The sequence below is a fragment of the Polaribacter sp. NJDZ03 genome, assembly GCF_019263805.1.
Taxonomy (GTDB): domain Bacteria; phylum Bacteroidota; class Bacteroidia; order Flavobacteriales; family Flavobacteriaceae; genus Polaribacter.
Genome location: NZ_CP079195.1, coordinates 1,523,708 through 1,549,977 on the forward strand (window position 1 = coordinate 1,523,708; position 26,270 = coordinate 1,549,977).

Here is a 26,270-nt window from a genome sequence, read left to right on the forward strand (position 1 = left end):
ATGATTACAATTAAAAAAATGACCACCAAAAAGGAAATGAAACAATTTGTAACATTTCCTTTTTCGTTATATAAAGACCATAAGTATTGGGTTCCTCCTATTATTAAAGATGAAATAGACAATTTTGATCCAGCAAAAAACCCTGTTTTTGAAAATGCAGATGCTCAGTTTTTTGTTGCCTTAAGAGATGGTAAAATTGTAGGAAGAGTTATTGCTATAATCAATTGGTTTGAGGTTGAAAAACAACAAATTAAAAAAATGCGCTTTGGTTGGTTTGATGTTATTGATGATATTGAAGTAAGTAAAGTTCTATTAGAAAAAGTAAAAGAAATAGGATTAGAAAACAACTTAGAATATATAGAAGGACCTATAGGTTTTAATAACTTAGACAAAACCGGAGTTTTAACAGAAGGTTTCGACCATATTGGTACCATGATAACCTGGTACAATTATCCTTATTATAAGGATCATTTAGAACAATTAGGTTTTGTAAAAGAGAAGGAATATTTAGAAAATAAATTCAAGTTTAAAAATGTAGATGGTGTTTATTTTGATAGAATAAGTAAAATCTTAAAAAAAAGGTTAAAACTAAAAGCATTAGATTTCACAAAGACCAAAGACATTATGCCTTATGTAGATGATATGTTTGATGTTTTTAGTGCATCCTACTCTAAACTGTCTTCTTTTGTACCTATTTCAGATTCTCAAATTGCTTTTTTTAAGAAGAAATACATCAGCTTTATCAACCCCGAATATATAAAATTTGTGGTTGATGAAAATAATAAACTCGTTGCTTTTGCTATTGTAATGCCTTCTTTTTCTGAAGCATTACAGAAAGCAAAAGGAAAATTATTTCCATTCGGATTGTTTCACTTATTAAAAGCTAGAAAACACTCTAAAGACGTTACTTTTTACTTAATCGGCGTACATCCAGATTATCAAAATAAAGGGGTACATGCAATAATATTTGATCAATACACAAAAACTTTTGCACCTCTAGGAATAGAAAATTGTATTAGAACTCCCGAGTTAGAAGACAATGAAGCTATTAAAAAATTATGGGAAAATTTTGATCCTGTAACGCATAAAAGACGAAGAACGTATAGAAAGAGTATTCAGCAGGCAGTTGGCAAAAATAAAAAACTTTGCGCCTTTGCGACTTTGCGAGAAAACAAAACCATGAAACTATTTTAAAAAATGCAACTATTTTATAATTCAGAAATTTCTACAGAAACAACGCAACTTACATTCGATAAAATTGAGAGTAAACATATTGTGCGCGTTTTACGTAAAAAAGAAAATGACATTCTTAAAATTACAAACGGTAAAGGTTTTTTGTTTGATGTAAAAATTATACTTGCAAGCGACAAAAAATGTTTGGCAGAAGTTATTGGTTTTGAAGAAAAACCAAAACCTTGGAATTATTACTTGCATATTGCCATTGCTCCTACTAAATTAAATGATAGAATTGAATGGTTTTTAGAAAAAGCAACAGAAATTGGTATCGATGAAATTACACCAATTATTTGTTCAAATTCAGAACGTAGAGTTGTAAAATTAGAACGTTTCGAAAAAATTATTCAGTCTGCCATGAAGCAATCTTTAAAATTCACGCTTCCTAAATTGAATGAACCCATAAAATTGAATGATTTTATAAAACAAGACTTTGAAGGTAACGTTTGTATTGCACACTGCGAAGATCAAAAAGATAAAAACTTATTACAATCTGTTGTAAAGCCTTCAGAAAAAACCACCATTTTAATTGGCCCCGAAGGTGATTTTTCTATTGATGAAATTAAAAAATGTTTAACAAAAAACATGACTCCTATTTCTTTAGGAGAAAGTAGATTGCGTACAGAAACTGCTGCATTGGTAGCTGTAAATACCATTTCGTTTATCAATCAGTAATTTTTACTATATTGCTTTCTAATAACTAAATGTTAGTTCGAGTAAATTCTATTTTTATAGAAATTTATCGAGAACTCTTACTTTAATGAAAAAAATATTCGTTTTTCTCTTTTTACTCTCACTTTCTACAAACGCACAGAATGTAGCCATTTTAAAATATAATGGAGGTGGAGATTGGTACGCTAACCCAACAGCAATTCCTAATTTAATAGACTTTGCAAACACAAATATTGGTACCAATATTTCTAAAGATCCACAAGCAGTAAATATTGATAGTGAAGATATTTTTAACTTTCCTATCATTTTTATGACGGGGCATGGAAATGTACTATTTTCTGATGATGAAGCAAACAACTTAAGAAATTACTTAATTTCTGGTGGGTTTTTGCATATTTCAGACAATTACGGATTAGATAAATTTATACGAAGAGAATTAAAGAAAGTTTTTCCGAGTCTAGAATTTAAAGAAATTCCGAATAATCATCCTATTTTTAATCAGACTTTTAAATTCCCTAATGGGATTCCTAAAATTCATGAACACAATAAAAAACCTGCCCAAGGTTTTGGTTTCTTTTATGAAGGAAGGTTGGTTATTTTTTACGATTATGAAACAGATTTAAGCGATGGTTGGGAAGATGAAATCATACACAACAACCTAAAAAGTGTGCGAGAAACTGCTTTAAAAATGGGGGCGAACATTATTGAGTTTGCTTTTAAGAATTAAGTAAACTTTAGGCAAAGACAAAAACTTCGAAAAAAGATTTTTTGGAAACAAGAATCAAGAAAACCTGAAACTTTAAAAAATGCAAAACAACATAGATATAGACGCTATTAAAATAAACTTTGATGAAAGTGGTTTATGGGTTTTAAACATAGCCATTGCCATTATTATGTTTGGCGTCGCTTTGGGTATTTCTGTAGAAGATTTTAAAAGGCTATTTAAAAATCCTAAAATAGTTTTTGTAGGTGTTTTATCGCAATTTATATTGTTACCTGCTTTTACTTTTTTGGCAATTCTAATTATAAAACCGCATCCTAGTTTTGCATTAGGAATGATAATGATTGCTGCTTGCCCTGGCGGAAATGTCTCTAACTTTTTTAGTAAAATGGCTGGAGGAAACGCTGCTTTATCTGTTAGTTTAACTGCTTTTGCAACCTTAATTTGCATTGTTATGACGCCTCTTAATTTACAGTTTTGGGGAAGTTTATATGAACCAACCAATATCATTTTAAAAACGGTGTCTTTAAATCCGTATGATTTATTTAAAGTCGTTTCTATAATTTTAGGAATCCCTTTAATTCTTGGAATGGTTATTAAACATTACCATTCGGAAATGGCTCACAAAATTGAAAAAGTTTTAAAACCATTGTCTATGTTGGTTTTTATTGCTTTAATTTTTATTGCCTTTTCTCAGAATTTAGATGTTTTTATACACCATATTCACCATGTATTTTTCTTAGTTATTTTTCATAATATTTTTGCCTACATTTTAGGGTTTTATACCTCAAAAAGTTTTAAATTGAATAAAAAAGATTGTAAAACAATTGCTATAGAAACTGGCATACAAAACGGCGGTTTAGGTTTGTTACTTATTTTTGGCTTCTTTGAAGGTTTAGGTGGAATGGCTTTACTGGCTGCTTTTTGGGGAGTTTGGGATGTCTTTTCGGGCATGGCATTAGCAACTTATTGGGGCAGAAAATCATCTTTAAAATAATTATTAAAATATGGAAAATTCACAAATATGGTTTCGCTTGGTGCGTTTATACGTTAAACTCGGACTTTTTTTTTACACTAAAAAAATAAAAGTAGTTGGTTTAAAAAACGTACCTAAAAAAGGGGCTGTACTTTTTGCAATAAACCACCCAAACGGATTGATAGATCCTCTAATTGTGACCACAAATAACCCAAGAGCTAGTTATTTTTTAGTAAAAGCGGCAGCTTTTAAAAACCCTATTATAGAAAAGATTCTAAACTCCCTAAATCTAATTGCCATTTATAGAATGCGAGACGGCATCGATCAATTGGCAAAAAACGAGGCAGTTTTTAATACCTGTTATAACATTTTTAACCGCGGAAAATCTTTAATGATTTTTCCAGAAGGTAGTGATTGTAGAGACAGAACCGTTAGACCTTTAAGTAAAGGTTTTACTAGAATTGTATATGGAGCTATAGAAAAATACCCAGATTTACAAATACAAGTAGTACCTGTAGGAATTACGTATCAAAATGCATCTCATTTTCCTTGCAAAGTGGCTTTGCATTACGGATCACCTATTAATGCTAGCGAAATTTACGCAAACAATATTCCTAGTAAATCTATTAATATTCTAAAAAACGAAGTTGTAAATCAGTTAAAAGAATTATCTGTTCATATAGAAAAAGATGAAAACTATGATGCTATTTTAACGAAGCTAAATGATGCTCAAGTAGATTTTACAGAAGTAAAAAAGGTACAAGAAATGATTAAAAAAAATACGTTTCCGCCTAAAAAAGAAGGTAGTACAAACTATTTAAAACTCTTGTATTATGTAATTCTTTTAAATAGTTTGGTTCATTATCTAATTTACAAAAAGCAAGCAAAAAAGAACCCTGATATCGATTTCATAGATACTTTTAGATTTACGTACAACCTATTTATTTTACCTGTTTTTTATGCACTACAAGCGTTTATAGTATCCTATTTTTTTGGTGATAAGATTGCGTTACTCTATTTTTCTTTTAGCTTATTAATTATATTTTTATACAGCAAATTAGCGCCAACAAATACAGAGGCTAGTTCTTAGAAAAAAAACAAACCGTTCAATCAGGTCTAGCCCTGATTGAACGGTTTGTTTGAGCTCTTTTTTGTTTTTCTCAAAAAAAGCGAGTAGTGAAAGCAGGAAATAGCTTCTAAAAATAACTATTTTATTCCTCTTAATTTATAATAGCATCTTGAATTACTTGCTGAATTTCTGTACGCATATTGCTTCTTACCAAACTTCTATTTGCTGCCGTTGGATACACTCTATTAGACAAAAACACATATACAATTCCACTTTGAGGATCTGCCCAAGTATAAGTACCTGTAAAACCAGAATGCCCAAAACTCTCGTCGGATACACAGCCACAAGTTGCTTTAACTTTAGGGTTTAACTGCGGTTTATCGAAACCTAAGCCTCTACGCACCTGCATATCTGAAAAATAACGATGGTTAAATTTGTCTAAGGTTTCTGTTTTTAAATATCTTTTACCTCCATAATATCCTTTCTGTAAATACATCTGCATAATTTTTGCAACATCGTTTGCATTGGCAAATAAACCTGCATGTCCACCTACTCCACCCAACATAGCAGCTCCCATATCATGCACATAACCTTGCACTAATTGATTGCGGTAATAGTTGTCTTTTTCAGTAGGTATAATTTCGTTTGCAGGAAACTTTTGAAGCGGTAAATACGTGGTTCTATTAGCGCCCAAAGATTGGTAAAACTCTTCATCTACCAAGGTATTTAAAGGTTTTTGATACGTTTTTTCTATAGCTTCTTGTAGTAAATAATATCCTAAATCGCTGTATTTATAGCCTGGAGTTGTTCTTTGGTCTGCATCTCTAATATATTTATAAATACTGTCTTTATAACTCTTGTTTATATATAAGTTTTTTGCCACATTTAGAGAAAATCTTTCCGATTGTTTATTACTATAAAAAGCAGGTAAATTTTCATGTGTTATACTATCTTGAGTTGCCACATAAAAGGGAATCCACGCTTTTAAACGTCCGTAATGTGAAAGGATTTCTCTAACAGAAACCGATGCTTTATTAGAGCCTTTAAAACCTGGTAAAAGATCTTGAAGTTTTTCATTTAAAGAAATTTTATTTTCTTCTTCTGCTTTCATCACCAAAGGTAAAGAGGCTAAAATTTTAGTAAGCGAAGCCAAATCGTAAACGTCAGAATTTTTTACTTTTCTAGACGTATCATCTGTGTGATGTCCGTAACTTTTCTCTAAAACAATTTTACCGTGCCTTGCTACCACAACCTGAAAACCTGGTGCCATTTTTTCCTTTAAAATAATCTTAGCTAAAGAATCTATCTTCTTTAATTTGATAGATGATAATTGGGCAGCTTCTGGTATAGTATACTCAAATCTACTTAAGTTTGAGGTAAAAAAACCACTCCCTTCAGAAAAATCTTCTTTAATAGAAACAGGCAACTTTCCTTTTGCTCCAAAAGCTCCAAAAATTAATTGAGCAGAGAGTTCTTGGGCCAATTTACTATTTTGGTAAGACACAATAATGCCTTCTATATTTGTAAAAGATTTTACTTGTAATAAACTATAAGGACTCGCAAAAACATCTAAAATTACATTATTCTCTCTAGAGATTTCTTGCAACCAAACCAATTCTTTATTTGTAAACTTATAACTTTTCCATGGGTTCGCGTTGGATTTATGAAAACCAACAATTACCAAGTTATAAGGTTTCAATTTTGTTATAAGTCCGTCTAAATTTTCACTATAAACCTCATCTACTTGCCCATAATTTTGAAGCATATCAATAAAAGGATATCCAGAATCGTCGCCTAATTTTACATATGCAATTTTTCTTTCTTCTAAATTGGTAATAGGTATATTGTAGTTTTTATTTTTGACAACCGTTAAAGAATTCTTCACCAATTCTCTATGTAATAATTCATCATCAATTGAATTTAAGTCTTCATGCAAATTATTTAAGACAACTGGTTTATACTCATTTAAACCTGCCCAATATTTAGCTTTTAATATTTTACGAACAGAAAAATTGACTCTTTCTTCCGTTAGTGTCTTTAACTCAATAGCCTTTTTAATCATGTTTACCGTAGCAGGAATTTCTTGCGGAATTAACAATAAATCATTCCCTGCTTGTATGGCTGCCAAATTAATTTCTGCCGAAGTAGCATAATTTGCAGCACCTTTCATATTTAATCCATCGGTAATTACCAAGCCTAAAAAACCTAATTTTTGCTGTAATAAATTAGTCACCACATTTTTAGATAAAGAAGTAGGCAATCTACTATCTGGCTCTAAACTAGCAATACTTAAATGTGCCGTCATAACACTTGCCATACCAGCATCAAAAACCCTTTTATACGGATACAATTCAATAGAATCTAAGCGTGCCAAATCAAAATTTAAAACAGGTAATGTATGGTGAGAATCTGTTGCGGTATCTCCATGACCAGGAAAATGTTTTGCGTTTGCCAAAACGCCTTGACTTTGCATCCCTTTTGTAAACGCAATCGCTTTCTCGGTTACGTTTTCTTTATCTTCACCAAAAGACCTGTTTCCTATAATTGGGTTTTCTGGATTTGTATTAATATCTACAACCGGCGCAAAGTTTACATGAATGCCCAATCGCTTACAATGCATCCCCAAATGCTTACCAAATTCAGTAATTAAAGAATCTTTTTCAATAGCACCCAAAGTCATGTTCCAAGGAAATCTGTACGTATTTTTCAAACGCATATCTAAGCCCCATTCTCCATCAAAACCAATTAACAAAGGCACTTTTGCCGCATCTTGAAATGTATTAGTAAGTACTGCTTGCTTTTCTGGAGTACCTTGCATAAAAATTAAATTACCTACATGATATTTTTGAATCATATTGGTTATATAAGCTTCGTGCTTTTGGTCTTTATTAGAATAGGCTTGTATCATAAAAAGCTGACCAATTTTTTCATCAATCGACATATTTTTCATAATACTATCTACCCAAACATCTTGCGCCTCGGCATCTTTTGTTAATAAAGGATCTACACTTTGTGCAGATAAATTAAAAACAAAACCTATAAAAAGGATAATCAGTAACTCTTTCTTCATCTTATTTTCGAACCTATTTTTTGGGCGTTTTAACAGGCTTTCGCTACTCGCTTTTTCTAGGTTTGTTCTCGGTACAATTACGCAAAAAAGCGTAATCACTCTAACCGCACCTAAAAAAGAGCTCAAACAGACCGCTCTATCCTTAACGCAATAATTTGCTAACTTAATTTACTAATTTAAAAACAACTTTTATACCAAAAATCTTTTGTGCCAGCTATCTTCTGCCTTAATTTCCCAATTGTTTTCAAAATCTTCTTTGGTAGCTACCATATTATTAAAAACAATGGTTTCTGCGGTTACTTTTTGTACTTCTGCAAACTTCTGAAAATCGAACAATTTTACTAGATTAATATTGTCATTATCTTTAAACGTAACATTCATCTTATCCATTAAGTCTAGTTTTAATTCGTTTTCTAACTCTTTAATAAAACGAACCGAACTATCTATAGAACATCCAGAAACATTGTTAAAACTCTCATCTACCGCCAACACCAAAAACTGATTGTATTTTATAGTAAAAGAACCTTTTAAATCGTCTCCATGACGTGTCCATTGGTTGATAAAATCTTCTGCCTTTGCTGCAATAAATTCAATTTCTTTTGTAGTAAATTCTCTGTCGGATTGGTAAATCCAAACGCGAGAATTATTTGGTAAATTTTTATATTCTGTAAACATAATTGTTGTGTGTAACTGTTTATGTGTTTAACTGTGTAATTGTCAGTTTGGTTTAACCTATTTAAATTACAAGAGTAAAAATTAAGTTCTTAATTAATTATGAGATTTCTCAATCACCTAAAAAGGCTCATTTCGAAATGACAAAAAAAACCAATACTTTAGATATCTAATAATATTAAACCTAACGTAAATTAAACTTCTGCTGTAAAGCTTCCAATTTTTCTTTGTCAGACATTTGCTTTTTGGGAGCAGTCATTCTTTCTTTAATTTCTTTTAACACCTTTTTGGTGTATAAAGGAAAATCGGCATTCTGCATCCAGTTATTATACCCTGGGTTTTCTTTAAAAACCTCTTCTACCGTTCTACCTTTGTATTTTCCGAAAGAAAAAATCTCTTGTTTTTCATCATTCATTAAAATAAAACCAGCAAAATCTGCTCTTTCTCCGTGTGTAGAATATTCACTTAATGCATCTACAGAGTTTTCTATATCGTCGTATTTATCTAACTGAGCTAACAAAATTTCGTAGGTTGCATTGGTATCTGCTTCTGCTCCGTGTGCTCCTTCTAATTCTTTACCACAGTAAAACTGATAACCAGCACTTAAGGTTCTTTGTTCTTTTTTATGAAAAATAACTTGCACATCAATGGCTTTTCTATTTTTCATATCAAAATCGATACCAGCTCTCATTAATTCTTCTGCTAAAAGCGGAATGTCAAAACGGTTAGAGTTAAAACCTGCCAAATCAGAATCTGCAATCATTTCATTAATTTGTGGTGCTAATTCTTTAAAAGTTGGTTCCGAAGCTACTTTTTCATTGGTAATTCCGTGTACATCTATAGATCCTTGTGGAATCTCCATTTCCGGATTTACCAACCAAGTTTTACTTTCCTTATTTCCGTTTGGAAAAACTTTTAATATAGCTATTTCAACAACTTTATCTGTTGCAATATTTACTCCTGTTGTTTCTAAATCGAAAAATACGATTGGCTTCTTTAAATCTAAATTCATTTTTATTTTTTATCAATCTTGCAAAAGCAAGAAGCTATTTTTAATTTATTTCGTTAGAGTGTACTTACTGACTTCACAGAAAAGACAACTCTTACTCGTTATTTAATTGTGTTTTAAATTCGGCTACCTGATCCTGAATTTTTACAGGCAATGTAGGTTCTTTAAAGTTATATTTTTCTAATTCTTCTAATACAATATCTGCTAAAATTAATCTAGCAGATGGCTTATCATCCGCAGGAATTACAAACCAAGGTGCGTTTTCTTTAGACGTTCTGTTTAGTAAATCCTCATAACAAAACTGATATTTATCCCACAGTTTGCGTTCTTTTAAATCGCCTGCAGAAAACTTCCAATTCTTTTCAGGAAGATTTAATCTTCTTAATAATCTATTCTTTTGTTCGTCTTTAGATAAATTTAAAAAGAACTTTAATATGATGGTTCCACTATCTACAATATGTTTTTCAAAATTATTGATTCTTTCCATTCTTTCATGGAAAAAAGCATCATTGATATCCTCTAACGTATGTATAGTCGGAATATTTTCTCCAAAAACATAACTAGGATGCACTCTTGTTACCAAAACGTTTTCGTAATGTGTTCTATTAAAAACACCAATTTTCCCTTTTGCAGGAAGCGCAATATAATGACGCCATAAAAAATCGTGTTTTAATTCCAACTCTGTTGGTACTTTAAAACTATGCACCTCTACTCCACGTGCATTTACATCTTTAAAAACCTCTCTAATTAAGCTATCCTTACCAGAAGTATCCATTCCTTGCAAGCAAATAAGCATACTATATTTGCCTTCTGCATACATGGTATCCTGAATTTTACTTAGCTTTTTTCTAATTTTTTTTAGCTTTTTCTCTGCCTTTTCAACTACCTCTTTTGTATTAAAATCAGTAAGTTGAATGGTGTTTTTAACCTTATATTTCTCTTGATCTAGCATTCTTTTAAATATTTTTTAAAGATAGATAAAATCGTGATTTTTTCCTTTGATTTTCATTGCATTTTATGAGAATAATATTCACAATTATGTTATCACTTAAAATTATAAAAAATTAAATATCTAATTCTTAATTTTAGCATAAAGTTATTTATTTATTAACCTTTAAATTTTGTTATTTTTGCAACATGGTAAAAGAAATTCAACTTCGAGTAAATTTAATAGAAGAACGTAAAGAAAACATCTTATTATACAAAGCTTCTAAGCAATTAAGCCTTGATAAAAGTGAAATTTCTGCCGTAAAAGTTTTACGTAAATCTATTGATGCACGTAAAAAAGACATCATTTTTAATTATAAAGTAGCCGTTTACATCAACGAAAATATTCCAGATAAATCTGATTATATTTTTGAATACAAAGACGTTTCTAATGCAAAAGAAATTCATATTATTGGTTTTGGACCTGCAGGAATGTACGCTGCCTTGCGTTGTATAGAGTTAGGTTACAAACCAATTGTTTTAGAACGTGGAAAAAATGTACAAGATAGAAGGCGAGATTTAAAAGCCATTAATCAAGATCATTTTGTAAACGAAGATTCTAATTACTGTTTTGGAGAAGGTGGCGCAGGTACTTATTCTGATGGAAAATTATATACTCGCTCTTTAAAACGTGGCGATGTTAGAAGAATTTTTGAAAACTTGGTTTTTCATGGAGCAACAGAGCAAATTTTGGTAGATGCGCATCCGCACATAGGAACCAATAAGCTACCTAAAATTATCGAAAATGTTCGTGAGAATATTTTAAAGTATGGTGGAGAAATTCATTTTGAAACTCGCGTTACAGATTTTACCATAAAAAATAATAAATTACAAGCTATTCAGCTGAAAAACGGAACAGAAATGGCTGTAAACTCCGTTATTTTGGCAACAGGTCATTCTGCAAGAGATATTTACGAATTGTTACATAAAAAAGAAATTGCTTTAAAGGCAAAGTCTTTTGCAATGGGCGTTCGTGTAGAACATCCGCAAGAAATTATAGATCAAATTCAATATCATTGCTCAGGAGAAAGAGACGAATTGTTACCTGCTGCAGCGTATAGTTTGGTGCATCAAGTAAACAACAGAGGCGTGTATTCTTTTTGTATGTGTCCTGGAGGCTTTATTGTCCCTGCAGCCACAGCAAATGGTGAGGTTGTTGTAAACGGAATGTCGCCTTCTCGTAGAAATAATAGATTTGCAAACTCGGGAATTGTTGTTGAATTAGATATTGATAAAGATTTTAAAAAATACGAAGAATTTGGCCCTTTAAAAGGGTTAGAATTTCAAAAGGATTTAGAAAAAATAGCCTTTTTGGCAGGAGGAAGAACACAAACTGCACCCGCACAAAGATTGGTAGATTTTGTGGATGGAAGACTTTCTAACGATTTAAATGATTGTTCGTATCAACCGGGATTAAAATCGGCTCCTTTACATTCTTTATTGCCAAAAATTATTGGCGGTAGATTAAGGAAAGGTTTTGCTGCATTCGGACAAAAAATGCATGGTTATTATACCAACGAAGCGAATATTATTGGGGTAGAATCTAGAACTTCATCTCCAGTAAACATCCCAAGAAAAGAAAGTTTAGAACATACAGAAATAGAAGGTTTATACCCATGTGGAGAAGGTGGTGGTTATGCTGGTGGAATTGTTTCTGCTGCTATGGATGGAGAACGTTGTGCAGAAGCAGCCATTTCAAAATTATAAAAGTTTTTCTTTTTTAATCAATAAGTATCTGTAATTTTACTTCTTAATATAATTTACAAATGAAGATTACAATTGGTAGAATTGATAAAGCCGATTTTCCTGAATTAATTTTAGAAGATATTGACGTAAAAATTGACTCTGGCGCATATACATCATCAATTCATTGTTCTAATATTGAAGAAATTACTGTAGGTGATGAAAATTTTATTAGATTTACATTATTAGATCCAGAACACTCGTTTTACAACAACAAAGAGTTTTCTACAAAAAAGTATGCTTCTAAATTGGTTAAAAGCTCTAATGGTATTTCTGAAAAAAGATTTATGATTGAGACAGAAATCATCATGTTTGATATAAACTTTCCAATTCATTTAACATTAAGTGAACGTAAAGACATGAAATATCCTGTATTATTGGGAAGAAAATTTTTAAACAAAAAATTTGTGATAGATACTGCTAAAGAAGATTTATCACACAAATTAAAAAATAAAATATAATGAGAATTGTAATTCTGTCTAGAAATCCAAAATTGTATTCAACTAGAAGATTAGTAGAAGCCGCTGAAAAAAGAGGTCATGAAGTAATGGTTGTAGACCATTTAAAATGTAACATTGAAATAGAAAGAAAATCTCCAAAAATATTTTATAAGGGTGAATACATAGAAAATATAGATGCTATTATACCTAGAATTGGTGCTTCTGTAACTTTTTACGGAACTGCTGTTATTCGTCAGTTTGAAATGATGAAAGTATTTTCTGCAGTTTCTTCTCAAGCTTTAGTAAAATCTAGAGATAAATTAAGCAGTTTACAAATTTTAGCAAGAGCTGGTGTTGGTTTACCAAAAACAGTATTTGCTAATTACACTAAAGATGTAGAGCATGTTGTAGAATCTGTTGGTGGCGCTCCTTTAATTTTAAAATTATTAGAAGGTACACAAGGTTTAGGGGTTGTTTTAGCTGAAACTAAAAATGCTGCAACTTCTGTTTTAGAAGCTTTTAATGGTTTAGGTGCAAGAGTAATTGCGCAAGAATTTATTAAAGAAGCTGGCGGTGCAGATATTAGAGCTTTTGTGGTAGATGGTAAAGTCGTTGGAGCTATGAAACGTCAAGGTAAAGAAGGAGAATTCCGCTCTAACTTACACAGAGGTGGTAATGCTACTGTTATAGAATTAACAGACGAAGAAGAAAAAACAGCTTTAAAAGCAACCAAAGCTTTAGGTTTAGGAGTTGCTGGTGTAGATATGTTACAATCCTCTAAAGGACCATTGGTTTTAGAAGTAAATTCTTCTCCTGGTTTAGAAGGTATTGAAGTAGCTACAGGTAAAAATATTGCAAAAGAAATAATCCGTTTTTTAGAAATTCATGTCGAGTAAACCTTTTATCCTTTTAGGAAAAGTAATTCCTGAAGGAAAACGTACTGTTTTAGATTTAGAAGTAGCAAAACTACATACCAGAACCACTGTAAAGGTGCCTATAATTATAGAACGTTCTCAGAATCCTGGTCCCGTAGTTTTATTACTAGCGGGTATACATGGAGATGAAACAAATGGTGTTGGTATTATTAGAGAAATTATTAATTTAAAGATTAATAAACCGAAAACCGGAACCATTATTTGTATTCCTGTTTTTAATATTTTTGGCTATTTAATTCAGACTAGAGAATTTCCTGACGGACGAGATTTAAATAGAATGTTTCCTGGTTCTGCTAGTGGTTCTTTAGCAAGCCAGTTTGCTTATCAATTTACAAAAGAAATTGCACCACTTGTAGATTATGTCATTGATTTTCATACCGGTGGTGGAGATCGTGACAATATTGCACAAATTAGATGTAGTAAAGATGATGAAAAAGCATTAGAATTGGCAAAGGTTTTTAACCCACCAATGATTGTTTTTTCTGAAAACATTACAAAATCACTAAGAGATACGTTACATAAAATGGGTAAAACCGTGTTACTTTTTGAAGGTGGAAAATCTAAAGAACTAAACCCTACAATTATTAACGAAGGTGTTAACGGAACTAGAAATGTATTAATCCGTTTAGGTCTTATTGAAGGCGATATTACGGTTAGAGCAACTCCTGTTTTTGTGCATAAAGCAAAATGGTTAAGAGCCTCTGATTCTGGGATGTTTAAAATTAGAGTTGCCAACGGAAGCTTTGTAAAAAAGAGAGAAGTTTTAGGCGTAATACAAGATCCTTTTGGTGAGTTTAAAAAGAAAATTTATGCGCCATTTGATTGTAATATTTTCTGTATTAATAAAACTCCAATTGTAAATAAAGGTGATGCATTATTTCATGTTAGTATAGATGAATAACGTACATGCTACAAGTACTATTCTAAACGAAGGTTTAACGATAGATTTCAAATAACAGATAGCATTTTAAATAAAATAGTAAAAGAGAACCGGTTTTTAATCTGTTCTCTTTTTTGTTTTGTAATTTAGTCTCCTAAACTTTCCTTCGGATGAAAAAAATTACACTCTTATTTTTATTGATGTCAATTTCTATTTCTGCACAAACAGATCTTAAAATTTACGATATCATAAATGCAGTTTCTGCAGACAATATTAAAGCAGACATAAAAACCCTAACAGAATTCGGTACAAGAAATACTTTTTCAGATACCATTTCTACAACTAAAGGTATTGGTGCAGCTAGACGCTGGATAAAAGCCGCATTCGATAAAATATCTAGCAATTGTAACAACTGTATCAACACTTTTTATCAAAAGGATTTTGTAACAAAAAAAGGGAATAGAAGAGTACCTCACGATGCTTGGATTGTAAATGTTGTGGCAGTTCAAAAAGGAACAAAATACCCAAACAAATATATTATTATGAGTGGTGATATTGATTCTCGTGCAAGCGATGCAATGGATTTTACCACAGATGCTCCTGGTGCTAATGACAATGCCTCCGGAATGGCAGGAACCATAGAAGCCGCAAGAGTTTTAAGTAAGTATCAATTTGAAAGCAGTATTATTTATGTAGGTCTTTCTGGTGAAGAACAAGGTTTGTTTGGTGGTGCTGGTTTGGCCAACTATGCAAAAGAACAAGATTGGGAAATTATCGGAGTTTTAAACAACGATATGATTGGTAATATTAAAGGTGTAGATGGTGTAATTGACAATCGTAGTTTTAGAATTTTCTCGGAACCGGTGCCTGCAAATGAAACGGAAAAACAACGCAAAGCAAGACGTTTTTATGGCGGTGAGGTAGATGGGGTTTCTAGACAATTGGCAAGATATATTCATAAAAATGTAAAAACATATATGCCAGAAATGAACCCAATGATGATTTATAGATTAGATAGATTTGGACGAGGAGGACACCACAGACCTTTTAACGATTTAGGTTTTGCAGGAATTAGAATTATGGAAGCGCATGAAAACTACACACAGCAACATCAAGATATTAGAACTGAAAAAGGTATTGCATACGGAGATACTTTTGAGCATGTAAATTTCGAATATGCAAAAAAACTAACTGCCGTAAACGCCATTACTATGGCCAATTTAGCTTGGGCACCAGAAGCTCCTAAAAAAGTAGCTATTGGCGGAATTGTAGAAGCAGCTGTAAAATTAAAATGGGATAAAGTTGACGGAGCCAAAGGTTATAAAATTTATTGGCGAGATACCACCTCTCCTACTTGGGACCATGCTAGGTATGTAGAAGCTACAGAATTTACTTTAGACGGAATTGTTATTGACAACTTCTTTTTTGGTGTGGCAGCTGTTGGAGAAAATGGACATGAAAGTGTTGTTGTTTTTCCTAATGAGATAATGAGATAGTAGTTATATGCTTAAAGTATTAACATTTGGCAATAATAAAAACTGAATCTAAGAATCACACCAATTATTAAATAATTTGGTATGATTCTTGATTTTTTTTCATTGAAAATCAATAATTTAAACCAATCTCAATAAAAAACTTATGAAAACTAAATTATTCTTTGCTATATCAATAGGTTTTATATCCTTAAGTTATTCTCAAGCACTTCAAAGTATAGATGAGCTGAATCCAAATATTAAAAAACCAATAAATTATTATTTAGTAAATAAAAAGAATGATACAACACTAATAAAAGGTGAAGTATTGCCGATTAAAACAATACAAAGAGGTTTTGTCTATATTACAGAAAAAGGAGATAAAAAAACAATAAACCCTGATAATTTCACATATTTATTAATGAAAAATTCAGAAGGAAAAACTTTAACTTTAAAATCCTTACCATTTAAAATAAAAACATTTAGTCGTGCGGTAAAAAAAAATGCTTTTATGACTGTTTTAATTGAAAACTCAGAAAATCAACTTAAAGAAGGGAAACTAAATTTATATTTACATGATTATATTTATCTAAAAAACAAAGTTTTATCTTTTGAAGAAAGTGTAGAGTGGCCATCACATATGGATCTGGAAAAAGATCAATTTATTGAATCCAAAACATTATACTTTCAAGATTTGGATGGATTGCATATAATAGATTCTAAATCAGATTTCAAACAATTCCCAAAAATACTAGGAAAGCAACTTTACAAAGAAATGAAAAATTCTGATAAAGATAAAGTACAATTTATTCTTGATTATTTTACAAAATATAATATGAAGATCATAAAAATATAACTATTGCTAACAAAAAATAAATTTTATTACTGATTTTAGCTCACTTGTGAAATTTCCATAGAATTTCGTAGTTCGTGTTTTATTTAGTAAATTCAGTACTTAAGCAACTCAGTAAAGTTTATACAACAACGTAGGTAATTAAATAATAATAATTTGAGAGAAACTATACTTATTCTAACACTAATGATTTCGGTTAATTGTTTAGCTCAGAATTATAAATTTAACTTATTGACTAACTATAAATCAGAAAACGGTTTCTATAAGCAGAAAATTATTTATTCTAACAAAAACGACAATAGCTATTTCTTATATATATATAAATTTAAAGATAAAAACATTGGAGAAATTGTTGATTTAAAAAAATCAAAACATCACTTTTTTAAAGTAATTGAAAGTGAGGGATATGAAAAAGAGATTCATCATCAATTTAAATATGAAAATACCTCAAATGTATTTTATAGAGATTTACCTAATACAGTCTTTGATTTTAAAGTTATAGCTAAAGACAGCTTATCAAAAACAGTAAAATTAATTAAATACAAGAACAAAAAAAAGAAAATAATAACAAGTATTGCTGAATTGAAAATAAAAAATATTCCTTATAACTTATTCTCACTATTCCGGTTTAGCTGTTTACATCCTTATGAAAATTTTACAAATTTAAGCTTTGGTGAAAATGGTATTGTGGAAAGTTATAAATTACTTGACACGAAAAATCCAATCTTTATTTACCTAGATTATTATTCTGAGAATATAGATTTTGAAGTAAAAGTCAAACAATAAAATACTAACAACACCATGTATTAAAATTGCTATTTTAGTGTTCTACCTAAAATTTCAATTTTCCTTCGGAAAATAGCCGTTCATTAAAAACGTAACTTCCAATACAGAAACACATTGTACGTAAGCCGAAAAAACAGGTAAACTAATGAAACTCTCTATCGTATTTACTATATTTCTGTTCACAAATACAATAATAGGACAAAATTTTCATACCAAATTTGAATATAAAAATTCTATTAATAAGGATATTACAATTCAGAATAGTTATCCAAAAGGCGGACAAAGATTTACAACAACAAACGGAAAAGAATTTGTTTATGTAACATTTTGGACTTCTATATCTAATAATTCGGCTTCTAATTTGGAATTAGAAATAGTTTTTTCTGCCAATTCATTTATAATACCTTCCGCACCTAACATAAACTTCAATTTGTATATACCAAATAACGAGATGACTCTTGAGAAAGAATCATTTCCGAATTATGGTTTGGATATAATAAATTTTCTTAAAGAAAATATGAATAAACCATCCAAATTGAGAACAATAATTAAACCTAATAGTTCGCATCTTTTTTATACGGTTGCTATTTCTAACAAAGGTCTAAATGGAACAGTAAGAGCTCGATTTGAATTACAAAAAGAAGAACTAATTTACAAAATTAATGACCACGAAATTAATTGTGGGAAAATTCTAATAAATTAATATTTTCTAAAATAATTTCTATTCATTATATTTTAGATTCTATTCCTTCTAAAAGATATAAAAAAAGGAAATACGCTTTTAATAATTAGAAAAAACACTCTACAAACCACTAAACTGAACAACTTCATTTTCTGTAATAATAGGATTTGCTCCTTCATTTTGAGCAACTAAGGCACCAACAGCACAAGCAAAATCAATTGCTTTTTGTGGAGCTGAACCATTAATTAATTGACTTATTAATGAGGCTAAAAAAGAATCTCCAGAACCAACAGTGTCTACTACTTTAATTTTATAACCACTATTGTAAAACAATGCATTGTTATATAATAAAACAGCACCATGTTCGCCTTTTGTAACGCAAATATGTGCTGTTTTTGTTTTTTGAGCTATAAAATGTATGTTTTGTTCTAAATTATGAAAAGGAGAACCTAAAAAATCACTTATTTCATACAACTCATCATCATTTAATTTTATAAAATCTGCCCTATACATTAAATCTACCAATATTTCTTTTGTGTAAAAAGGTGCTCTTAAATTCACATCAAAAATGGCATATTTAGCAAGCTTTAAAAGTTGATACAATGTGTTTTTAGAAATAGCATCTCTTGTTATTAAACTTCCAAAAACAAAAGCATCAGCTTGTTTTACCAGTGTTGCAGCTGCTGCTGTAAGTGGAATTTTATCCCAAGCCCTTGGATGTACAATTTCATAGGTAGCAGCTCCTTTTTCATTTAATGTTACAGCAACTTCTCCTGTTGTATAATCTTCTAAAATTACTACACCATCCGTATTTATTTTTAAATCGTTTATGTAATTTAAAATCAACTTTCCTAATTCATCATTACCAATGGCACTCACCATAGCAACATCATTCTTAAAAGATTTTAAACGAACTGCAACATTTAAAGGCGCTCCTCCTATTTTTTTATGTGTAGGAAAAACATCCCACAAAACTTCACCAAAACAGACTATTTTAGACATCATTAACCAAGGATTTAGATCCCGATAAAAACCGGAATGTATTCAACTATAAAAAACTTACTATGTAACATAATACATTTACGTTATTAGCTTTACTAATAAATATTAGATTCCATAGTGTTTTGATTTATAGAACTATTAAAAATGGTTAACATCCTTTTTGCAATTCCTGTCCAACCAAAATTTCTACGTGCAAAACGTGCGCCTTCTACAGACATTTCGTTTCTTAATTTAGGGTATAGTAAAGGCATTGCCATCATTGCTCCAAATTCTTTTGGCCTGTGTGGATCTGCAAATAAAGCTTGGTTTCCAAAATCAATTAAATCACACAAACCACCATGCACGGTAATTACACTTGGCGTTCCACATGCCATTGCTTCAATAGCAACCATACCAAAAGGCTCATATCTAGATGGCATTACAAAGATACTTGCAGATCTATATACGTTTGCTAAATCTTCATCTGCAATATAATTTTTCCATTTAATTTTATCCATAACACCTAACTCCTTCGCCAATACTTTTAAAGTTTCAATTCCGTCTCTATCTTGTTGAGAATCTCCACCAATAGCAGCAACCAATCTAGCTTCCGGACATAATTCAAAAACTGTTGGTAACGAACGTATTAATAAATCGTAGCCTTTATTATGCGCCATTCTACCCAACGCCAAGATATCGGTTGGTTTAATATCATACTTTAATCTAATTTTATCGTTCTCTTTAGACGGTACCGGAAAAAACCTGTTTTCATCAATTCCTGGAGGAATCATGCTACAATTTCTAGACAATACATCGTATTGTTGTACTAATAAATCTACCTGCGGAAGTGTGGTTGCAATCACAAAATTACACATCTGATACACAAAATATTCCTTTCTAATACGTTCTTTAAAGCGATAGGTTTTTTCCATCACTTTCTCGTCCATATCACTTCCCATAGAATGTTGTTTCCACCAACCTAAAGAATGTGGCGTATGCACGTGACAAATACCTAATTCTTCTGCAATTTTTTGTCCTGCCCAACCTGCATCCCAATAATGAGAATAAACAACGTCATACTTCTTATTTTCTTTTTTAATTGCTGCTAAAGTATTAGTTACAAACTTTTTTAAATGATCGTGCATGTCTTCTTTTCTAATGAATTTTTTTCCACCGAAAGGAATTCTCCAAACACTAAAATTATCATCTACAATATCATATTCTGGTTGCTCTTCAAACTGTCTTGTTAAAAGATCTACACGTTTACCCAATCTACTAAATCTATCTGCTAATTCTAAAACATATACAACTTGTCCTCCTGTATCTGGTTTTCCTAATTCTGCATGCGCCCCTACATATCCATGTAAAGAAATCATTAATATTGATTTCATATTTCTATTTTTTAGTTATAGTTTTAATTATTTTTAAATCGTTACAAGCTGATATATATTGAGCAGCAGACCAAGCTTGGTATGCTTTCCCCATTGGTTTCCCTGTGGTTCCATGTGCCCATTCTGTAAACTCCCACTCTTCATTAATTCCTTCTTTATTGATTAAAGCTAGTTTGTGCAATTCTTCTATTGCAATGTCTTTAAACCCTAATTTATTTACAAACTTTACCCAAAAACCACCCACAAAAGGCCAAATTCCACCATTGTGATAATGGTTGGGTAAATTCAGAAGATTTACGGTGTAATAAGGTTTCCAATCTGGATCTCCAGGACTTACCACCGGATATACATTTGCAACCGGAAAAGGATCATTTACACCAACACCTAGCATAAATTTAAAAGTTTGATGTGCTTTTTCTGCATCTATGGTTCCGTGTAAAAAAGCCAACACATTTCCTAAAACATCACAACGCCAGCTAAAATCGAAAGGTGTAGTTTGTGCTATTAAATAAGAAGTGTCTCCTAATGTAAATTGCTTTTCTGCAAATGAAACCGATTGAAATAATTTTTGCTGCGTAGAAGGCCAGAAGTTTTGTACAATCTCTTTTTTAATCACCTGAGACCATCTAATATATTCCCCAGCATCCTCATGGCTTCCTAACATTTCTAACATACGTCCAAAACACACATTAGATCTATACCAAAGAATTTCATCATATAAAATATTATAACTTCTTCCAAATAAGTCTGTCCAATCTCCAGCTTCCGGAATTTCTAAAAGTGCATCATTATTACTATCATGGGCTCCTAACCATCGCATGGTTTCCTTAATATCTCCAATATATTTTCTTAAAAACTGAATATCTTTAGTAACATTTACATATTCATAGAAAGCAATTACTACCCAAATACCACTATCTATAGAACAAATTCCTCCAACTCCAGAGTAATCTGGCTCACCATCTTTTAGTCTAACATTTGCAGGTATTTGTCCGTTTCTAGACATGTTTTCTATCAACGTAACCAATGTTTGTCTTTGACATTGATGAATTTCTTCATCATCTATTAAAGACAACGAACCTATAACAGTAATTGCGCCATCTCTGGCCCAAACACTATGATAATTTTCATCGGTACCATTAGGTATATTATCCTTTATAGAACAAGCGGAAAAACCAAGCGGTGTAATATTTTTCTTAAGCGCTTCAATTGCTTTTACATATCCCTCTTTAATTAATGCAACTTTTTCATCTGTATCTTCTTGAGTAATATTTTCTTTTTCTTTTTTGATAAAAAAATCTTCCGAGTGATCGATGTTTGTATCTTCAAGCGCTTCTTTTGGTAATATTTTATAGAAAATTAACCCTTCTATAATACCATCTCCTTTTTCTTTTTCTGTATGATAAACTTTTTTATGTTTTGTATACAAGTACAATTCGTCATGTGCATTTGCAACCACAATACCAGACACATCTTTTAAATCGAACATTGCAGAATCGTTACCACTATCTCCAGCAACTAAAACCTCATTAGATTTAAATTTTAATCTTCTTAATAGCCAACGTAAAGCATTTCCTTTATTGGCCCATTTTGGTAAAACATCTAAAAATTTATTACCCGAATACACAATATTTACATCCATATCTGCATCTGCAAAATCTTGTTCTATACTTTCAATAAGCTCGTTACTGGCATCATGAAAGAAGTAACTTCTTTTATAAGAATGCTGAAATTTTGTTGGTTGATCACTAATAGGATGTTTTATTTTCTGAATGATATTTTCTACAGACTCTAAATTCCAACCATCATCTAAAACATCATTAAACTCTTTTACTATTTCACCTTTTTTATAATTATAAATATGTGTACCTACGCCAGAAATAATATAATCTGGTTCTGGAAGCACCTTTTTATCTATTAAATCTAAAACGTCATCTATTAAACGACCTGTATTATACGTTAAAATTACATCACTTTGATGATGATACTTTTCCCATATTTTTTTAAAGTTACTTTTATAGGTATGAAAATCAATTAAAGTGTTGTCAATATCAAATGATAATAATTTTATTTTATTTTCATTATTTAAGCTGTTTTCAGTCATTTCATTGTGTTTTTATGATAGAATCATTAATAACACTGAATTTAATTAAAAAATATAGCGTAACCAAAACTTGAGCTATCTATCGTTATTTGTACCTCCATTTTTATGATTGTGATAATTATGGCTATCAAAAAATAGTAAATAGAGAATGATAAAAATTATTTTCTTATTTAACCTCTCTTTATAAACAACTCTTTTTAATTATAAATTTTAATTACTTATAATTGAATAAAAAACTGGCAAGTTGCTCTTAGTATTCTAAATTATGAATGAAGTTGAAGAATTTTACTTTAAAAATGATGCTGAATGGCGCCTTTGGTTGTCTAAAAATTATAATTTATCAGAAGGAATTTATCTAATTTTTTATAAAGTAGAAAATAAAGAAGCATCTATGCGTTGGGAAGAAGCCGTTAAGATTGCTTTATGTTTTGGCTGGATAGATGCAACTGTAAAAAGTTTAGGAGCAGGAAAACGCAGGCAATATTTCTGCCCAAGAAAACAAAAAAGTGTTTGGAGTGCTGTGAATAAAAATTATATTCAAAATTTAATTGCTGATAATTTAATGCATCAAAGTGGATTAGACATTATAGAAATTGCAAAACAAAATGGTTGTTGGACCACCTTAGATGCTGTCGAAAAAGGAATTATTCCTGATGATTTACAAATTGCCTTTGCTAAAAACGAAACGGCTTTTAACAATTACAATAATTTTGCACCTAGTTATAAAAAGAGTTATTTGTATTGGATACATCAAGCAAAGAGAGAAACAACCCGACAAAAAAGAATTACTGAGATTATTCAATTATGTAAGGCAAATAAAAAATCTAGAGGAAATAGGTAATTTTAGTCTTCGACAGGCTCAGACAGACATTTGTATTCTGAATTATTTTTTGCGAATACTTTTATATTCTTCATCTAAAAAGACAATTAAAACTAACGATGTCAAACTGAGCTTGTCGAAGTTTTATTTGAGCATAAGATTAAAATTCATATAGAAAACCAAATAATGTTGCTTTATCTGATTTCTCCTTAAAGTTGAAATGACAAAACTGTGTAAAAACAGTACATATTATATGTTCAATTGTTTTTTAGAAATACATTAATTCTTCATCTAAAAAAAGACAATTAAAACTAACGATGTCAAACTGAGCTTGTCGAAGTTTTATTTTAGCACAAGATTAAAATTAATCTAGAAAACCAAAGGATGTTGATTTATATGATCTCTCCTTAAACTCGAAAAGACAAAAAAGAATTACGGAGATTATTCAATTATGTGAAGCTAATAAAAAAGGTAGAGGAAATAGGTAGTTTTAGTCTTCGACAGGCTCAGACAGACATTTGTATGCTGAATTGTTTTTGCGAATACTTTTATATTATTCATCTAAAAAAACAATTAAACCTAAGAATGTCTAACTGAGCTTGTCGAAGTTTTATTTGAGCATAAGATTAAAATTCATTTAGAAAACCAAATAATGTTGCTTTATCTGATTTCTCCTTAAAGTTGAAATGACAAAAAATAATTATAGAGATTATTCAATTATTTGAAGTAAATAAGTAAGCTATAGGTAATTTGTAGTTATGGTCTTCGACAAGCTCAGACTGACATCTATAGCTTCAATTGTTTTTTAGGAATATCTTACTTCTTCATCTAAAAAACTAATTAAAATTAAGAATGTCAAACTAAGCTTGTCGAAGTTCTTTTTACAAAGTTTCCACAAGCTCAATTTGACATTCATATCTAAAGTGTATTTAAAACTTACAGTCCGCTTATAAAGTTTCCATAAGGATCTTTAAATTGAGTACCTTCTGCAAAACGATACTTACTTAATTTTTTAAACTCCACCAATGCCCATAACACAAATTCTTTCATAAAATAAGCATCTGCTTCATTCATATCTGGTTGAAATTCTTTTATAAAAGCATCTAAAGGTTTTACTTTATCTAATTCTGCTTTGTATTGCGCTTCTGTATGTTCATCTAATAATTCGAAATCTTCATCAGCATTAAAAAACCAAGAAATAATAGCATCATAAGGAGATTCTTCTCCTTGTTTTTCTAACTTTTTTATCTCCGGAAAATAACTTGGAAACAACGTTTTAATTGCATTCTTTATTAAGGTTTCTGCCACAACTTGTGCGCCTTCTTGCTCTCCTTCATAAACTAACTCTACCTTTCCTGTTATTGCAGGAATAATTCCGTCGAAATCATTTAAACGGATCATTGTTTTTTCATCACCAGAAAGCAATGCTCTTCTTTCTGCTGTGCTTAATAGATTTTCGAAAGCAGAAATACTTAAACGGGCACTCACACCACTTTTAGCATCTATATACTCACTTTCTCTCGCTTCAAAAACAATTTGTTCTAACAAGTCTTTTGCCAATTCTGGCACTGCTATAAAGTCTTTTTGAGAACCTACCTTATTTGCTTCTTGTTGTGTAATTGTTTTAGCTGTTTCAATATCCTCTGGGTAATGTGTTAAAATTTGCGAACCAATTCTATCTTTTAAAGGTGTAACAATACTTCCTCTATTGGTATAATCTTCTGGGTTTGCTGTAAACACAAATTGCATATCTAAAGGCAAACGTAATTTAAATCCTCTAATTTGAATATCTCCTTCTTGTAAAATATTAAAAAGTGCAACCTGAATTCTTGCTTGTAAATCTGGTAATTCATTAATTACAAAAATACATCTGTTTGCACGTGGAATCATTCCGTAATGAATTACTCTATCATCTGCATAACTTAATTTTAAATTGGCTGCTTTTATAGGATCTACATCACCAATAATATCGGCAACCGTTACATCTGGCGTTGCTAATTTTTCTGCAAAACGTTCGTTTCTATGCAGCCAATAAATAGGTGTATCATCTCCCTTTTCTTTAATCAACTCAATAGCAAACCTAGAAATTGGCTGTAAAGGATCGTCATTAATCTCAGAACCTGCAACAACCGGAATGTATTCATCCAATAAATCTACCATCAATCTAGCCAAACGTGTTTTTGCTTGCCCTCTTAATCCTAATAAATTAATATTATGTTTACTTAAAATAGCTCTTTCTAATTCCGGAATAACCGTATTCTCATATCCATGAACTCCTTTAAAAACGGTTTCTTTATTTTTTATTTTGGTTATCAGGTTTTCTCTTAATTCGTCTTTAATTGACTTAGATTTGTATCCTGATGCTTTTAATTCTCCTAATGTATGTATATTCATATTATGTGTGTGATAAGAGAGCAAAGAAAAAAGAGAAAAGACTAATTTTTGAGTCCATTTTGGAACCCCATAGTCATTCTTTGCCATTCAGCAATTAAACTTTCTAACTCTTCTAATTGTTTTATGTTAATATATTTTTTATGATGTGCTATTAATATTTGTGTCCCTAACTCAAAACTAGAACCAAGAGAAATATCTATAAAGTGACTGAAAGACTTATCAGTTATTTAAGATCACTCTGAAATATTACTTGGAATAGAAATTGAACATCTGCTTATTTGAGAAGTCAAATCATATCGTTCATTTTTAGGGAAATTTTCTAAAATATCAGAAATTAAAAAGGACAATTTTAAACCTATTTGCCAAATTTTTAGTTTTTT

22 protein-coding genes and 1 pseudogene are annotated in these 26,270 nt (G+C 30.7%); 14 read left to right on the plus strand and 9 right to left on the minus strand.

Going from position 1 to position 26,270, the window contains the following annotated elements:
* From KV700_RS06485 to KV700_RS06505, 5 genes are all read left to right on the plus strand, one after another.
* On the plus strand, nucleotides 1-1,194 hold the full coding sequence (locus tag KV700_RS06485) for a GTP cyclohydrolase (protein ID WP_254712989.1): 1,194 nt from the start codon (nucleotides 1-3) through the stop codon (nucleotides 1,192-1,194).
* A 3-nt stretch (nucleotides 1,195-1,197) separates the two neighbouring features.
* The gene (locus KV700_RS06490) at nucleotides 1,198-1,908 is read left to right on the plus strand and encodes a 16S rRNA (uracil(1498)-N(3))-methyltransferase (RefSeq protein WP_218599554.1); all 711 of its coding nucleotides are present in this window, start codon (nucleotides 1,198-1,200) and stop codon (nucleotides 1,906-1,908) included.
* Between the two features lie 85 nt (nucleotides 1,909-1,993).
* Nucleotides 1,994-2,632, plus strand: a complete 639-nt coding sequence (locus tag KV700_RS06495) for a DUF4159 domain-containing protein (RefSeq protein WP_218599555.1) — start codon at nucleotides 1,994-1,996, stop codon at nucleotides 2,630-2,632.
* Nucleotides 2,633-2,711: 79 nt separating this feature from the next.
* Nucleotides 2,712-3,623 (plus strand): bile acid:sodium symporter family protein, encoded by a 912-nt coding sequence (locus KV700_RS06500; RefSeq protein ID WP_218599556.1) that lies wholly within the window; start codon nucleotides 2,712-2,714, stop codon nucleotides 3,621-3,623.
* A gap of 10 nt (nucleotides 3,624-3,633) precedes the next feature.
* Nucleotides 3,634-4,692, plus strand: coding sequence for a 1-acyl-sn-glycerol-3-phosphate acyltransferase (locus KV700_RS06505; RefSeq protein ID WP_218599557.1), 1,059 nt, complete (start codon nucleotides 3,634-3,636; stop codon nucleotides 4,690-4,692).
* Between the two features lie 130 nt (nucleotides 4,693-4,822).
* Here the strand turns inward: KV700_RS06505 and KV700_RS06510 are convergent, their stop codons facing one another.
* The 4 genes from KV700_RS06510 to KV700_RS06525 form a co-directional block, all read right to left on the minus strand.
* Nucleotides 4,823-7,741 carry a glycoside hydrolase family 3 N-terminal domain-containing protein gene (locus tag KV700_RS06510; protein ID WP_218599558.1) on the minus strand — a complete coding sequence of 973 codons (2,919 nt, stop codon included), beginning with the start codon at nucleotides 7,739-7,741 and terminating at the stop codon, nucleotides 4,823-4,825.
* Nucleotides 7,742-7,930: 189 nt separating this feature from the next.
* A complete protein-coding gene (locus tag KV700_RS06515) occupies nucleotides 7,931-8,416 on the minus strand; it encodes an ABC transporter ATPase (protein ID WP_218599559.1) in 486 nt (161 codons plus the stop codon).
* A 181-nt stretch (nucleotides 8,417-8,597) separates the two neighbouring features.
* Nucleotides 8,598-9,425 carry a 3'-5' exonuclease gene (locus KV700_RS06520; protein ID WP_218599560.1) on the minus strand — a complete coding sequence of 276 codons (828 nt, stop codon included), beginning with the start codon at nucleotides 9,423-9,425 and terminating at the stop codon, nucleotides 8,598-8,600.
* A gap of 91 nt (nucleotides 9,426-9,516) precedes the next feature.
* Complete coding sequence (locus KV700_RS06525; protein WP_218599561.1) at nucleotides 9,517-10,374, minus strand: PPK2 family polyphosphate kinase; 858 nt, start codon at nucleotides 10,372-10,374, stop codon at nucleotides 9,517-9,519.
* 185 nt (nucleotides 10,375-10,559) lie between these two features.
* Between KV700_RS06525 and KV700_RS06530 the strand changes: the two genes are divergently transcribed.
* The 8 genes from KV700_RS06530 to KV700_RS06565 all read left to right on the plus strand — a co-directional run bounded on the left by KV700_RS06530 (nucleotide 10,560) and on the right by KV700_RS06565 (nucleotide 18,221).
* Nucleotides 10,560-12,116 carry an NAD(P)/FAD-dependent oxidoreductase gene (locus KV700_RS06530; protein ID WP_218599562.1) on the plus strand — a complete coding sequence of 519 codons (1,557 nt, stop codon included), beginning with the start codon at nucleotides 10,560-10,562 and terminating at the stop codon, nucleotides 12,114-12,116.
* A gap of 59 nt (nucleotides 12,117-12,175) precedes the next feature.
* Nucleotides 12,176-12,613 (plus strand): RimK/LysX family protein, encoded by a 438-nt coding sequence (locus KV700_RS06535; RefSeq protein ID WP_166385150.1) that lies wholly within the window; start codon nucleotides 12,176-12,178, stop codon nucleotides 12,611-12,613.
* Nucleotides 12,613-13,488, plus strand: a complete 876-nt coding sequence (gene rimK, locus KV700_RS06540; protein ID WP_166385152.1) for a 30S ribosomal protein S6--L-glutamate ligase — start codon at nucleotides 12,613-12,615, stop codon at nucleotides 13,486-13,488. Before KV700_RS06535 ends, rimK begins: the two co-directional genes overlap by 1 nt.
* Nucleotides 13,478-14,428: a succinylglutamate desuccinylase/aspartoacylase family protein gene (locus tag KV700_RS06545; protein ID WP_166385154.1), complete on the plus strand. Its 951-nt coding sequence runs from the start codon at nucleotides 13,478-13,480 to the stop codon at nucleotides 14,426-14,428. The genes rimK and KV700_RS06545 overlap by 11 nt, the downstream gene beginning before the upstream one ends.
* A gap of 149 nt (nucleotides 14,429-14,577) precedes the next feature.
* The gene (locus tag KV700_RS06550; protein WP_218599563.1) at nucleotides 14,578-15,903 is read left to right on the plus strand and encodes a M28 family peptidase; all 1,326 of its coding nucleotides are present in this window, start codon (nucleotides 14,578-14,580) and stop codon (nucleotides 15,901-15,903) included.
* A 142-nt stretch (nucleotides 15,904-16,045) separates the two neighbouring features.
* Entirely contained in the window at nucleotides 16,046-16,735 is a 690-nt protein-coding gene (locus tag KV700_RS06555) for a hypothetical protein (RefSeq protein ID WP_218599564.1), read from the plus strand.
* 228 nt (nucleotides 16,736-16,963) lie between these two features.
* Nucleotides 16,964-17,518, plus strand: a complete 555-nt coding sequence (locus tag KV700_RS06560; protein WP_218599565.1) for a hypothetical protein — start codon at nucleotides 16,964-16,966, stop codon at nucleotides 17,516-17,518.
* Nucleotides 17,519-17,663: 145 nt separating this feature from the next.
* Entirely contained in the window at nucleotides 17,664-18,221 is a 558-nt protein-coding gene (locus KV700_RS06565; RefSeq protein WP_218599566.1) for a hypothetical protein, read from the plus strand.
* A gap of 99 nt (nucleotides 18,222-18,320) precedes the next feature.
* Here KV700_RS06565 and KV700_RS06570 read toward each other — a convergent pair whose 3' ends face one another.
* The 3 genes from KV700_RS06570 to KV700_RS06580 all read right to left on the minus strand — a co-directional run bounded on the left by KV700_RS06570 (nucleotide 18,321) and on the right by KV700_RS06580 (nucleotide 22,676).
* Complete coding sequence (locus tag KV700_RS06570; RefSeq protein WP_368384768.1) at nucleotides 18,321-19,205, minus strand: carbohydrate kinase; 885 nt, start codon at nucleotides 19,203-19,205, stop codon at nucleotides 18,321-18,323.
* 92 nt (nucleotides 19,206-19,297) lie between these two features.
* Entirely contained in the window at nucleotides 19,298-20,572 is a 1,275-nt protein-coding gene (locus tag KV700_RS06575; protein ID WP_166385158.1) for a glycosyltransferase, read from the minus strand.
* Nucleotides 20,573-20,576: 4 nt separating this feature from the next.
* On the minus strand, nucleotides 20,577-22,676 hold the full coding sequence (locus tag KV700_RS06580; RefSeq protein WP_166385160.1) for an HAD-IIB family hydrolase: 2,100 nt from the start codon (nucleotides 22,674-22,676) through the stop codon (nucleotides 20,577-20,579).
* A 265-nt stretch (nucleotides 22,677-22,941) separates the two neighbouring features.
* Between KV700_RS06580 and KV700_RS06585 the strand changes: the two genes are divergently transcribed.
* Nucleotides 22,942-23,517, plus strand: a complete 576-nt coding sequence (locus KV700_RS06585; protein ID WP_218599567.1) for a YdeI family protein — start codon at nucleotides 22,942-22,944, stop codon at nucleotides 23,515-23,517.
* Nucleotides 23,518-24,432: 915 nt separating this feature from the next.
* On the opposite strand, the gene KV700_RS06590 is transcribed toward KV700_RS06585, so the two are convergent.
* Complete coding sequence (locus KV700_RS06590; RefSeq protein WP_166385164.1) at nucleotides 24,433-25,890, minus strand: magnesium chelatase; 1,458 nt, start codon at nucleotides 25,888-25,890, stop codon at nucleotides 24,433-24,435.
* 41 nt (nucleotides 25,891-25,931) lie between these two features.
* Nucleotides 25,932-26,237, minus strand: a pseudogene (locus KV700_RS06595) (four helix bundle protein).
* Nucleotides 26,238-26,270: the final 33 nt, after the last annotated feature.

Excerpts from the sequence above, each read along its gene's own strand:
- KV700_RS06585 (WP_218599567.1), top strand. The coding sequence starts at position 22,942 with ATGAATGAAGTTGAAGAATTTTACTTTAAAAATGATGCTGAATGGCGC.
- KV700_RS06535 (WP_166385150.1), top strand. The coding sequence starts at position 12,176 with ATGAAGATTACAATTGGTAGAATTGATAAAGCCGATTTTCCTGAATTA.
- KV700_RS06500 (WP_218599556.1), top strand. The coding sequence starts at position 2,712 with ATGCAAAACAACATAGATATAGACGCTATTAAAATAAACTTTGATGAA.
- KV700_RS06550 (WP_218599563.1), top strand. The coding sequence starts at position 14,578 with ATGAAAAAAATTACACTCTTATTTTTATTGATGTCAATTTCTATTTCT.
- KV700_RS06515 (WP_218599559.1), bottom strand. The coding sequence starts at position 8,416 with ATGTTTACAGAATATAAAAATTTACCAAATAATTCTCGCGTTTGGATT.
- KV700_RS06525 (WP_218599561.1), bottom strand. The coding sequence starts at position 10,374 with ATGCTAGATCAAGAGAAATATAAGGTTAAAAACACCATTCAACTTACT.
- KV700_RS06485 (WP_254712989.1), top strand. The coding sequence starts at position 1 with ATGATTACAATTAAAAAAATGACCACCAAAAAGGAAATGAAACAATTT.
- KV700_RS06510 (WP_218599558.1), bottom strand. The coding sequence starts at position 7,741 with ATGAAGAAAGAGTTACTGATTATCCTTTTTATAGGTTTTGTTTTTAAT.
- rimK (WP_166385152.1), top strand. The coding sequence starts at position 12,613 with ATGAGAATTGTAATTCTGTCTAGAAATCCAAAATTGTATTCAACTAGA.
- KV700_RS06505 (WP_218599557.1), top strand. The coding sequence starts at position 3,634 with ATGGAAAATTCACAAATATGGTTTCGCTTGGTGCGTTTATACGTTAAA.
- KV700_RS06580 (WP_166385160.1), bottom strand. The coding sequence starts at position 22,676 with ATGACTGAAAACAGCTTAAATAATGAAAATAAAATAAAATTATTATCA.
- KV700_RS06495 (WP_218599555.1), top strand. The coding sequence starts at position 1,994 with ATGAAAAAAATATTCGTTTTTCTCTTTTTACTCTCACTTTCTACAAAC.
- KV700_RS06545 (WP_166385154.1), top strand. The coding sequence starts at position 13,478 with ATGTCGAGTAAACCTTTTATCCTTTTAGGAAAAGTAATTCCTGAAGGA.
- KV700_RS06570 (WP_368384768.1), bottom strand. The coding sequence starts at position 19,205 with ATGATGTCTAAAATAGTCTGTTTTGGTGAAGTTTTGTGGGATGTTTTT.
- KV700_RS06530 (WP_218599562.1), top strand. The coding sequence starts at position 10,560 with ATGGTAAAAGAAATTCAACTTCGAGTAAATTTAATAGAAGAACGTAAA.
- KV700_RS06565 (WP_218599566.1), top strand. The coding sequence starts at position 17,664 with ATGAAACTCTCTATCGTATTTACTATATTTCTGTTCACAAATACAATA.
- KV700_RS06555 (WP_218599564.1), top strand. The coding sequence starts at position 16,046 with ATGAAAACTAAATTATTCTTTGCTATATCAATAGGTTTTATATCCTTA.
- KV700_RS06490 (WP_218599554.1), top strand. The coding sequence starts at position 1,198 with ATGCAACTATTTTATAATTCAGAAATTTCTACAGAAACAACGCAACTT.
- KV700_RS06590 (WP_166385164.1), bottom strand. The coding sequence starts at position 25,890 with ATGAATATACATACATTAGGAGAATTAAAAGCATCAGGATACAAATCT.
- KV700_RS06575 (WP_166385158.1), bottom strand. The coding sequence starts at position 20,572 with ATGAAATCAATATTAATGATTTCTTTACATGGATATGTAGGGGCGCAT.
- KV700_RS06520 (WP_218599560.1), bottom strand. The coding sequence starts at position 9,425 with ATGAATTTAGATTTAAAGAAGCCAATCGTATTTTTCGATTTAGAAACA.